At 55.9% G+C, this 11,806-nt stretch carries 6 protein-coding genes; 1 reads left to right on the top strand and 5 read right to left on the bottom strand.

What is annotated here, in order from left to right; genetic code table 11:
- Positions 1 to 28: 28 nt before the first annotated feature.
- Positions 29 to 628, top strand: a complete 600-nt coding sequence (gene recR, locus A3850_RS11155) for a recombination mediator RecR (RefSeq protein ID WP_068216526.1) — start codon at positions 29 to 31, stop codon at positions 626 to 628.
- Positions 629 to 632: 4 nt separating this feature from the next.
- On the opposite strand, the gene A3850_RS20010 is transcribed toward recR, so the two are convergent.
- The 5 genes from A3850_RS20010 to A3850_RS11130 form a co-directional block, all read right to left on the bottom strand.
- Positions 633 to 1,724, bottom strand: coding sequence for an NTP transferase domain-containing protein (locus A3850_RS20010; RefSeq protein ID WP_082921761.1), 1,092 nt, complete (start codon positions 1,722 to 1,724; stop codon positions 633 to 635).
- A 3-nt stretch (positions 1,725 to 1,727) separates the two neighbouring features.
- Positions 1,728 to 2,927 carry a molybdopterin molybdotransferase MoeA gene (locus tag A3850_RS11145; RefSeq protein WP_068216524.1) on the bottom strand — a complete coding sequence of 400 codons (1,200 nt, stop codon included), beginning with the start codon at positions 2,925 to 2,927 and terminating at the stop codon, positions 1,728 to 1,730.
- Between the two features lie 167 nt (positions 2,928 to 3,094).
- On the bottom strand, positions 3,095 to 7,009 hold the full coding sequence (locus A3850_RS11140) for a T9SS type A sorting domain-containing protein (RefSeq protein ID WP_082921760.1): 3,915 nt from the start codon (positions 7,007 to 7,009) through the stop codon (positions 3,095 to 3,097).
- A 69-nt stretch (positions 7,010 to 7,078) separates the two neighbouring features.
- Positions 7,079 to 8,602 (bottom strand): RagB/SusD family nutrient uptake outer membrane protein, encoded by a 1,524-nt coding sequence (locus tag A3850_RS11135; protein ID WP_068216520.1) that lies wholly within the window; start codon positions 8,600 to 8,602, stop codon positions 7,079 to 7,081.
- Positions 8,602 to 11,781 carry a SusC/RagA family TonB-linked outer membrane protein gene (locus A3850_RS11130; protein WP_068216518.1) on the bottom strand — a complete coding sequence of 1,060 codons (3,180 nt, stop codon included), beginning with the start codon at positions 11,779 to 11,781 and terminating at the stop codon, positions 8,602 to 8,604. The genes A3850_RS11135 and A3850_RS11130 overlap by 1 nt, the downstream gene beginning before the upstream one ends.
- Between the last annotated feature and the right edge of the window lie 25 nt (positions 11,782 to 11,806).

Below are 11,806 nucleotides of genomic sequence, written 5' to 3'. Positions count from 1 at the left end.
TCCTGTTCTTACGATCCAACTTACCACCATGCAATTCTCTTCCAAACTCATCGAAGATGCCGTCAATGCTTTCGCATCCCTGCCCGGCATTGGTAAGAAAACGGCGTTGCGGTTGGTCCTTCATCTGGTGCAGCGCCCACCGGAAGATAGTACTGACTTCTCCCGGGCGATTGCGACCATGCGGGTCAACATTCAGCACTGTACGGTGTGTGGTAACCTCTCGGACCAGCACGTTTGCTCCATCTGTCGGGATCAGCGACGCGACCGGTCCATGATCTGCGTGGTGGAGAGTATCCGTGACGTAATGGCCATCGAAGAAACGCAGCAGTATCGGGGGCTTTACCATGTGCTCGGTGGGGTAATTGCGCCCATCGAAGGGGTTGGGCCCAGTGATCTCAACATCGATACGTTAATTCAGCGGGCCCGGGAGCCAGACGCTAAAGAGATCATTATGGCCATCAGCCCTACGATTGAAGGGGATACGACCATCTTTTACATCAACCGACAATTAGAATCGGTTGACATCGCAGTGAGTAGCATTGCCCGTGGAGTTTCCTTTGGTGGGGAGTTGGAGTATGCTGATGAGGTGACGTTGGGTAGATCCATCGTTTCGCGGACACAACTCTAGAGCACTACTTACTTAGTCGTTCCAGCACCGCTCGGCGCTCATTGGGCGTATTAGCGTTCGTAAGCGGAGTCTCGTCCTCCAGCACTACTTCGGCGACATCACTATTGATGAGCACCTTGCGGGGGCAGGCGTAGCCGATGCTCAGAAATTGCAGCAGTCGGGCGTAGGCCCGTGGTTCGTAAATGGCGATCAGCGGTTCAGGGAATGGTTTTGAACCTCCTCTGATTGCTGTAGCTAATTGGCTCGAGTCACGGGTATTCATCAATTGATCAATTACCGGTCCATCAACCAAAGGAAGATCACAGGCCAGGACCAGCCAGGCGGCATCCGGGTTATAAAGAAAGGCCGTTGCAATGGCGCCAAGTGGGCCCAGCCCGACGAAGCGATCCGGCAGTTCGTTATCCAGTCCACTCGGTTCGCTTACGCTGAAGTAAGTCTCAAGACCGCGCTCTTCACACAACTGCGCTAACCTGTCCGCCTCTGATTGTCCGTTGCGGTAGATCAGCCCAGCCTTGTCCTCGCCCATTCTGGTACTCTTGCCTCCGGTTAATATCAAGGCTTTTAGCGGAGCTTGAGCGGCTTGCGCGCTACTTTCAAATAGCTTAAATAAGTGTCCTTCCGCGTCTGCCAGATTCCAGACGGGAGTCTCGGCAACAATGACATCGCTCAACCACTGGGGGAGATCCGTTGCCTCCTGACAAAGGATTACCGCGGCGACGTTCGTCAATTGTTCCCGTCGCCGCGCTAATGTGCCGGCTTTTTTCGGATCAATGAAGACGATCTGCCGATCAGCCGGGTAGTGATTGCCATTAACGAGTACCAGATCGTGGAGGCTACCGTACAACTTATCATCGTACTCATTCCACCCTACCCCGTTCATCATTTTCTTCGCGCCGGGCTGTACGGTGAAGTACTCCGGCTGCTGGCCGTGGTCGCCGGTCACTACCAGCGTATTGATGGTCGATCCGTATTCCCGTTGCCACCTTTCCATTAGGCCATCAATGGTAGCGCAATTAGTACCAACTAAGGAAAATTCTACTCTTCCGTACTTACCCAAAACGGGGCGCTTGATGGGTGGGTGTTTGTGGTGTTTCATAGTTTAAAGGTAGCGGACTTCGTACACCTCTCCGGCTCGGTATACCGACTGTCCCTGCGGCAATTCCATAAAAGCATTTCCTCGCAGCAGACTACTGGCATCACCCGAACCAGCGTGCTTAACTGGAGTAGCCAGTAGCTCGCCGGTTTGCGCGTCGGAGCTTACCGCAACGTAAGCGAACAGCGTCAAGTCAGGCTTGAAGGCAACGTCTCTGGCTAGCTTAGCGAACTGTTTATTGGCTTCAAGGCCGATCTGACGATGTAGGAACGGCAGCACGTAAGCCAGGCAACAGGAGAGACTAGACTGAGGGTTCCCGGGCAGTCCAAACACCATTGTATCGGCATTTCTTCCAATCCAAAGCGGTTTTCCCGGTCGTTGGGCCACACCGTGGAAAAGCCGCTCAATTCCAAGTTCACTCAGTACATCCGGCACGTAGTCGAACTTGCCCTTACTAACGCCACCCGTCAGAATTATGACGTCATGTTCTTCAATACATTGACCTAAGATTTCATGGAGGGCGGAAGGATCGTCAATGACGTGCATGCCCGAGGCCACAGTGAAACCATTTTTACCCAGCAATTCATTCAGCTGGTAGAGGTTCGACATCCGGATCTGGTGCTCAGCGGGCTTTTCGCCGGGTGGGACCAATTCGTCGCCGGTCGTGATCACGGCTATTCGGGGGATGGTACGCACGCGCACTTTGGCGTAACCACAACTGGCGAGCATCCCGATCTCAGGCACGCCAATCAATCTACCCGCGGGGGCCAGTTCTTCGCCGGCCTGAGCATCCTTACCCCGAGGGTGAATGTTCTGGTTATCCTTAATGCCTTCCGGCGCGTGGAACCCACCACCTTCTTCCTCGAGGTCTTCGTAACGAATCACCGTAGTACAGCCACCGGGCAGGGCCGCCCCGGTCATGACCTCAATGCAACGGTTCACACCAAAGAGTGGCTTCGCGGGTTGCCCGGCTGCCTGTACGCCTTCCCGTCCGAAGAATCGCTGGCCGGCGGCGTAAGCCGGGTAGTGGATGGCAATTCCGTCCATCGCCACCCGATCAAACGGGGGTTGGTCCCTATCCGCAACGATGGGCTCGGCCAACACTTTACCCAGCACCTGCGTCAGCGCCAAAATTTCGTCGCCGTAATCAAATCGTTGTGCGTTCAGGATCTCGCGGGCGCTGCCGCAGGTAATTAGTTCGGACATGGGGGCAAGTTAAAGCGTATTGGATTTCGGACACGTCTGGGACGGTCATTAAAAACGAAGAGTAAGTTCAAAGAACTAGAAAGGATTCGCTGACGCTCACCCACAAAAAATGCCGGCCGCAGCATTACGCTACGGCCGGCACGGCAAAAGAGGATGGGACGGATTGGTTACCGTTGAATCATGATCTTGCGGGTGGTACTCTTCCCTTCGTGGGTGACCCGGAGGAGATAAATACCGTTGGTGATGGAGGAATTCGCCGCCAGGTTGAGCGTCGTACGCTGCTCGCCGCCGGAGCGATTACCCTCCGCCAATTTGCTGACGAGCTGGCCAGTCATGCTGTACAGTTCGACGGCCACGCGGCCGGGGCGCTCCAATTCGTACTCGATCGTGATTTCGCTCGAGGTCGGATTAGGGTAAGCCGATAGCTGGAAGGGATCGTTCGCAGCTACGTTGACGGTATTCGTCAGGCGGGCACTACCCCAAGCGGTAGCGATGCGGAACTCATCGAAGCCAGTGATGTAAGGAGACTGATTCGCACCGGAACCATTAGCCCGTAACTCAATCACGTCAATGCCAGTCTTCAGCAACGGCGTGCCGTAGAACTGGGCGAAGCCGGTGGAGAAGGTATCGGGCTCGGGGCCTACCGGTGGGTTGATCCACATCGTTACGGTATCGACGGGAGACTCATCACCGGTGGTGACGATCTTGACGACGATCCAGTTCAGGCCAGCATCAGGTGTCTCTGTTCTGCGAACGTTGTTGTTTGGGATAGCGACTGAGCCCAACGTGCCTTCACCGAACATCCGGCCGAAGGCCAGGCGGCGGCCGTTGCGGGCAGCTTCTTCGGTGTTGACGAGGGCGATGTTACCGATGTTGTCCGTAGCGTCGGGTACGACGGTGTTCTGGAACCACGTCAACCAGTAAGTTCTCGAATCGCTTTCCAGCGGGAAGGCGAGTTCACGGCGGTAGTCGAGTTGCTCAAGGTCAGTATTGAAGTCAAACTGAACCTGATTACCGTTGGTTTCGATGCCTTCGTAAGCTACGCTACCAGCGATAATGTTGGCGGTGTTATTGGGCTGAGCCATGATGGGCTCCCAGGTACCGTCCCAGAATGCGTTGATACCGCCCGCACCTTCCAGTGCGGTGCCAACATCGTAATTGAAGGGTTCGTAGGCGATGAGATTCGGATCGTCAGAGCCGAACTGACAGCTAACGTCGCGGTAGCTGCTACCTACGCGGATGTCATCCGCCGTGAAGGTGCTGTTCTGAAAACCAAGGGCGCTGAGGGAGATACCGTCAATGCCGCCGCCGATATCCACTGCATCGAATGAAAAGACTGCATTGTCATCGTTCGGCAGGGCATCCGCCGGGGGATCCACCCAGACCAAAATGTCGGAAGTACCAGCGGGTACGTCCACGTCCATGCGAATTACGATCCACTTCGCACCAGCAGCATCGATACTGTTAGTAGTCTGGCGGCCGTTGGCTGCATCATTGTTGCGGATGGCAGCGAGGGCATCGAGGCCGCGCGTTCCACCAACGCTAATGATTGGCGTTCCGGAAGTGTTGATCACGTTGAAGAGAGCGTTGTTACCGATGTCCTTCTGCGTAATATCAATAACCGCGCTGGCGTAGAATGTGCTGCCTTCGCCGGTCACACCGTAAGGGTTGAAGAGCTCGCGGGTGATGACGGTTGGATTTTCCGCACCAGCTCCCATCTGGGTGATGCTGGCTTGGTTGCCTTCGGGGCAAGTCCGGTCACTGAGGGTATTTCCAGCGGCGACGAGCGTTACGCCGGATTGAGCCATCCAGGGACCTCCCCAGCCGTCACCGCCTTCAGCGCCGTTGAGTTCGATGCCAGCGTCGTAGTCGAATACGTCTACTGCGGCTAGTACCCGGCTCGGGGGAGCAATGTCGGTAGTAGTAGGTACCACCTCAGCGAAGGAGGATGCAACGCGGATCTCGTCAAAGCGAGCCGTCGTCGGCTGATCTGGGTTACCGCCAAACTTGAGGCCAATGCCGTTCCAATTGCTCAGGTCAGTCATGGTCATGACGTCAGCCGTGTCGGCGCTAGGGATCGTTTCAAGGTCGGGGTCTACCCAAACGATCACCTGATCGGGATCCGCCGTACCGTTGGTGATGACGTGGGCGACGAAGAAGTGACCGTCCTCAGCCGTAGCGTCGGCGATGTTGCCACCGGGTACGATACCGAGGGTGCCGCCACCAAACTTGTTACCGATCTGTACGACCTCGCCACCAGTGCCCGTAGCAAATACGGTGGTGTCCGCAAGGACAAACTGCACGACGTTGGCGCCAGGCATGTCGACGTCCATCCACCAGCCAAGCCAAAATTCTCGGCCGGTATCGCCGTAGGTGCCTTCAAGTGGGCGCATGAGGCGTTGGTAGGCATTCATCTTAACGGATGGGCCGACCGTTTCTTTGAGGCGGGGCAGGCTCTGGATGCCTTCCGCTACGATTTCTGTTGCGTCGCCATCGGCAGTTACCGTGACCCAGGGGCCGGTGAAGCCTTCACCGCCAGCGCCACCTTCGAGGCTGCCACCGATGGTGTAATCAAAGGATTCCGTTGCTCCGGGAGGCGCTTCGGTAATGGGTACCAAATCACCGGGAATGACGTCCTCGAAGGTTTCTCCGAAGTAGATATCGTCTACGTCCCAGTTGAGGTCACTGCCACCACCAGCAACGCGGATGGATACGGCATTGAAGTTACCTGCGTTGTACGCTTTGTTCTGAATGTTGGCCGTTTCCTCGGCGGGTTCTCCGTCAGCGGGGTTGGGATCGACGAAGAGGTCGAGTAGCCACTGCCCATTTTCACGGGTCATGTGGCCGACGGCAAAGCGGGCGGAGCCGTCTTCAAACTGAACGCCGGTCTGGGTATTACCCGCACCGACGCCGGTAGCGAAGAAGTTACGGCTACCGAACTGCTTACCGAGGATCACTCGGTTCTGATTATCGCCGAAGGTCGAGTCGATCAAGATGATGTTGCCAACACTTCCGGCAATGTTACCGGAAAGAGAAAGGTGGGTGGAGAACCAGAAGCTGGCGTTATCCGTCGTATCCAGCGGAGACTCGAGGTAACGAATCACCTGCTGCGTCATTCCCGTACCGACGGTGCGGGCGCTGTTCCCGGATGTACCAGCGGCGAGCTCATTGTTTAGGAGGCCGGCATCACGAATGATGGTGTTACCCTGCTCGCCGAACACTTGCCACGGGCCATCCCAGCCCTCACCGCCAGTGCCGCCATCAAGGGAAGCACCGTTGTCGTAGTCGTTGAAAGTTTCCAGCGGAAATACTGCCATGGAGGGATCGTCACCATTGAGGAAGCGGCCGAAACGGAAGTCGTCGAAGCTAGCCTCGAGAGCGGCGCCACCTTCTACCTTAAACCCGAACCCGTCAAAGCCAGCATTCAGGTTAGCGTTAATAACGGCGTTGGCATCATCGTCGTCCAGCGCTACTGCGTCGGGGCTGGGGTTGATGTAGATGCGGACGGGGTCCACCTCCGCGTCTCCGGAGAAAGAGATCTTAGCGACCACGAACATGGGTTCGCGAGTGTCGGTGCCATCAATGAAAGTGTTCCCACCGGCGTTGATGCCGTCAATGCCAAATCGCTCCGTACCGAAGATCTTACCCATCCGGACGCGTTGGCCGGCTGGTCCTCCGGCGCCCAGCGCAACGGTATTGGTGATCATCACCTGCGCTACGGAGCCATTCATTTCGGGATCCTCGTAGCTGGTATTCATGTACCAGGACATGTAGTAGGTGCTGCCATCGTCGGTGATGGCGTTGGGTAGTTGGCGGACGGCGCGAATACCGCCGGCACCGGCGTGAGTGATGTCCAGGCGCCCGGCGGAGGAGGTAGTTAAACTACCTACCGCGATGGGGTCCGCCGAGGTAGCCGATTGATCGTTTCCCTTGCGGACCAGCCAATCACTGGACCAGTTGGTACCTCCATCAAGGTTCTCGAGCATACTGCCCGCGGGGTAATCAAAGTTTTCGATCGACTGCGCACCTGCGTATTGCCAGGAGCAGAGGGCGAGTAATAATACTGGTAATAGTCTTTGCATGATATAAACTTGTAATTGAGTTATTGAGCGAATGTGCTAAAGGGTTTGTGTCGTTGAGCCTAACGGAAATTACCAGCCTTCGTTCTGGCGGTAACCGTAAAGGAGAATTTGTCCGTTGGGAATGGCGAGCAGCTCCCGAATATTTTCGTAGGCGCCGTTCACGTCAGCCACGAAGGGTTGCTTCATTTTTTGGATTTCCCCGTGGGCCCGCATCGTTTCCACGAAGGTGCCGTAGCGGCGCAGGTCGTAGGATCGTTTTCCTTCGTAGGCCAACTCTACCCGGCGTTCCTGCCGGATGGCGGCGCGCAGTTGTTCGGGCGTCCTGATGTCCAGATCCGGATTGGGATTGCCCGGGAAGAATAGATCCAGACCAGCGCGGGCGCGAATCAGGTTAACGTTGGTCAATGCCTGATTGGGTAAACCGCCCTGGGTTTCCACCAGTGCTTCGGCCTGCATGAGCAGTACGTCGGCGTAACGGAAGATGGGGTAATCAACGTCCGTACCCCCCTGCTCGGGGAAGGGGATCGTGAGAAATTTGGTGCTGTAGGGTACGGTTTCGTTTTCGGGGTCGTCCGGGTCTGAATCGTAAATCCCCAGGGTGGCATCACGGCGCAGGTCACCTTCCTCGAAAGCATCCAGTAAGGAGCAAGTGGGAATATTGAAGCCAGCTCCGGCGCGCTGCCGGCCCATTGAGATGTCGGTACCGGACTGAGCGACCCAGTCAAACATCCAGGTGGAGCCCTGATCTACCGCGGCGCTGTGTTGCGCGGCCCAGATCACTTCCGTGTTCTCGATCTGCTCGGTAAAGAACACATCCCGGAAATTATCCATCAACTGGTAATTGCCACTCTCCACAATGCTATCCAGCAGGGGAAGGGCGGAGGCGTAATCCCGGAAGTGAAAGTGGGTAGTAGCCAGCGCCATTTGCGCGGTGGCCTTATCGACCCGGCCGAGGTTGTTATTATCCCACCTCTCCGGGAGGCCTTCGATGGCTGCCCGTAGGTCGGGCAATACTACATTCTGGTAAACGTCCTCGAGTGGTTCCCGGCGCGCTGCGGCGAGGCCGCTACCGTCTCCGTCCACAACCTCGGTGCTAGAGATCACGTCGCCAAAATGCTGGATCAACAAGAAGTGAAAGTAACCCCGGAAGAAGAGGGCTTCGGCTTTTGCCGTTGCCCGGCGGCTCTCGTCAATAAACGGTACGTCATCAACGGCTTCCAGGATGTAGTTGGCTCGGCCAATACCGGTGTAGGGAGGATTGTAAAATTGATTGTGGTAACCGTCGCCGGACTGCAATAAGAAGTAGTCCACTCGCTCAAAACCCTCGCGGCCTCGGTCATTAGAATTAAACTCGAAGGTGGTGTTATCTGAGCGATAGTCACCGTAGTCATTCAAAGCTCCACTCGCCATGCTTCGCATCAACGGATAGAGCGTAGTAGTAGCGTCATTGATCTGCTCCCCGTTCAGGTAGAAGCTTTCCGGAGTAAAACGGCCATTGGGGACGCGGTCCAGGAACTCCTCTTCGTTACAAGTAAAAAGGGAGAGTGCCAGTAAGAGTACGGCACCGATACGTAGGATAGGTTGCTTACTCATTAGAGGTTGACGTTTAGGCCGAAGGTGAAGGACCGTACGGATGGGTAGGTATTGTAATTGATGTTGCGCTCGAAAGCACCGGAGTTACGGCCCGCCTCAGGGTTACCGTAGAAGGGGCTGATCACGAATACGTTTTGAATGGCAAAACTCGCCGTGGCGCCTCGAATAGCATCGATGTTATTGAACAGGCGATTGAGCTTGTAGGAAAGCGTGATGTTGCTGATCCGGAAGAAGGAGCCATTGTACACCCCGGCACTCGTTGGCGTCCGGTAACGACGGGAAGGTTCCCCGTTCTGGGTGATGATGGGTGCACGCACGCTGAAGTCCGTATCGCCCGGGCGGAAGCGGTCGAACACCTCGTCGCGAACGTTGAATACCCCGTCCGTATTCAGTTCAATCTCGCGGCTGAGATCGTAGATCAAACTACCCTGCTCGCCGTAACCGACGATGCGAACGCCCAGGTCTTTGTAGGTGATGAAAGAGTTGAAGCCGTAGTTGAAGTCGGGAAAGGGATTACCGAGGTCAACGTAATCTTCGGCAATTTCTAAGCGCCCGTCCCCATCACCGTCTTCATAAAATGGTGAACCGACCACTGCGTTGTTGTAGCGGGGTACGCTGGGATCGTCCAGCATCTCCTGGGTATACAGGCCAAGCAGATTGAGACCGTAGTAATTACCCACCGGGCCATTGCCGAAGGTGCGGCTTACTTGCGTACCGTTACCTGCCGTTGTCAGAATGATGGGAGTATTGTCCTCCCCGAGGCGACCAACGGTAGTGCGGTTAACACTCAAATTAGCGTTGACCGTCCAAACGAAGTCGTCCTTCACCACCGGTTTTGCACTCAGCTGAAACTCAACACCCCGATTAAGGATGTCGCCGTTGTTGGAGATGATATTCCCAAAGCCGGAGTAGATCGGCAGGCGTTGGGAGAACAGCAGATCGATGGTGTTACCCTCGTAGAAAGTGACTTCCAGCTTGTACCGGTCCTGCAAAAAACCCATTTCTACACCTAAGTCAATTTGCCGTTGGGTTTCCCATTTCAGCAGGGGGTTAGGTAGTGAGGTGATGGTGAAGCCATCCGCTTGCACGTTGCCTAGCACGTAGTTGGCGCGGCCGACGTTACCTTGGAACTGGTAGTTACCAATCCGGTTATTCCCCGTTTCACCAACGGATAGCTCAAAGCGCAGGTTGGAGAAGATACCCTTAGGGAACCAGGGCTCGTTGGATGCCCGCCAGGCAAGGGCACCGGCGGGAAAGTATGCTGCCCTAAGGCCCGGGCCAAAACGGCTACTCGCATCACGGCGTAAGTTGGCCGTAGCGTAATACTTGGATTTATAGTTGTACTGGACGCGGCTTACGTGGCTGATCAGTGCTTGTTCCGACTCACTCTCGCCAGCACTGAAGAATATCCGCGTTTCAGTTGGATCATTCGGATTAAAGCGGGCGATGTTACCACTATTAAAGATGTCAAAATCCTCATTGACCACCCGGCTACCGCCAGCGTTCAGGAAGATCTCCTGGGTGTATTCCGTAATGTAACCGGCGAGGGCATCCACGCTGTGGTCGCCAAACTTCTTATTGAAGTTCAGCATCGTTTCGTTGTACAATCGCAAGTTCTCACTGCGGCCAACCGAAGCGGAGGACAGCGCTTGCGGATCGTTAGGTGTTAGGTTGGGCGTCAAAGTAGCTCCCTGCAGGATATCGCTGGAACGGAAGCGGCGGCCGCGCTGCATGATTACGTTTGCCGCGGTCGTATTCTTGATGCTGAGCCCAGGAATAATGTCGGCCTTCACCGTAAACTGGGTCTGTACCCGGCGGTTGTTTTCTGTCCGCTGCTGGTTTTCCAGCAGGAAAAGTGGATTAGATTGGTAGAAGGGCAGCAGACTACCGAGCGTACTCCGGGTCAACTCTCCGTTGTCGTCGTATGCCGGCGCCGTCGGGTCCGCCCAACGCGCGATTTGCATGGCGTGGTAGGCCTGAAACTGCCCGGTGCCGGGGTCCGTCCCCGCCACGTTACTGATGGTCTGGCTCGGGGCGAAAATGCCGCCGATGCTTAGCCAATCAGTGATGTCCGCATCAATGGTGGCTCGCATGGTATAGCGGTTGAAGTCCGTTTCCTTAATGACGCCCTGGTTCCTTACGTAGCCAAAGGCGAGGGAATAGCGCGCCTTATCGGTGCCCCCACGGATGGAGATGTCCGCATTCTGCCGTTGGCCAGTCCTAGTGAGCAGATCGTACCAATCGGTGCCCTCCCCGTAGCGCTCGGGGTTGAGAAAGCGCTCGTCGATGTCCTCTTCAGCGACGCCGATATCGCGCTGGCGATCACCCAGGAATTGGGCGAGTTCGGTAGCGTTGAGGTTGTTCGGCTTTTCGTATTCGGGGATGGTCTGGTAAGCGCTCGTCAGGTTGAAGTTGATCGTCGGCTTACCAGTCCGGCCACGCTTGGTGGTGATGAGGATGAGTCCGTTCGCCGCCCGGCTTCCGTAGAGAGCCTTACCCGAAGCATCGCGAATGACCGAGATACTTTCAATGTCGTTGGGATTGATGAGGCTGAGCAGGTTGTTCTGCTGCACGTTGTAATTGCCGAAGGGGACGCCATCGAGTACCAGGAGTGGAGCGTTATCTCCCGTAGAACTGACGCCACGCAGCAGGATCTCGGCACCGCCGTCAGGCCGTCCGGAGCCAGTCCGCACTTGCAGTCCAGCGGTCTGCCCGGCCAGTGCCTGGTCGAAGCTGTTGACCTGGAGATTTTCAATTTCTTTAGCCGTGACTTGGTCAACGGCACCGATCACGTCTTCGGCTTTGGCTTCTCCGTAGGCAATAACGACTACCTCCTGGAGCTGGGCGGCGTTCTCCTTCATGAGGATCTTGAGCTTCGTCCGGTTGTTAATGGCTACCCGTTGCTTGGAGTAGCCCGTATAGCTGAAGATCAGGTATTCTTCCCCGGCTGGGACTGTGAGGCTAAACTTGCCGTCGAGGTCAGTCACGGTGCCACTGGAGACGGTACCTTCGGGATATACACTCACGCCAATGAGGGAAAACCCGTCCTCATCAGCTACTGAGCCCGTCACTAGTGTTTGGGCTTGCAGACCTACTGACAGCAGGGAGAAGACCAATAAAAACAGGAAAGCAAGGTTCGGGGTACCCGCTTGCCTGCTACTGGGTAAAAGTGTTTGCATGATGTTTTGGCTTACTCGATAAAGA

Origin of the sequence: Lewinella sp. 4G2 (genome assembly GCF_001625015.1) — a bacterium.
Lineage (GTDB): Bacteria > Bacteroidota > Bacteroidia > Chitinophagales > Saprospiraceae > Neolewinella.
This window is presented reverse-complemented; position numbering and strand designations above follow the sequence as displayed.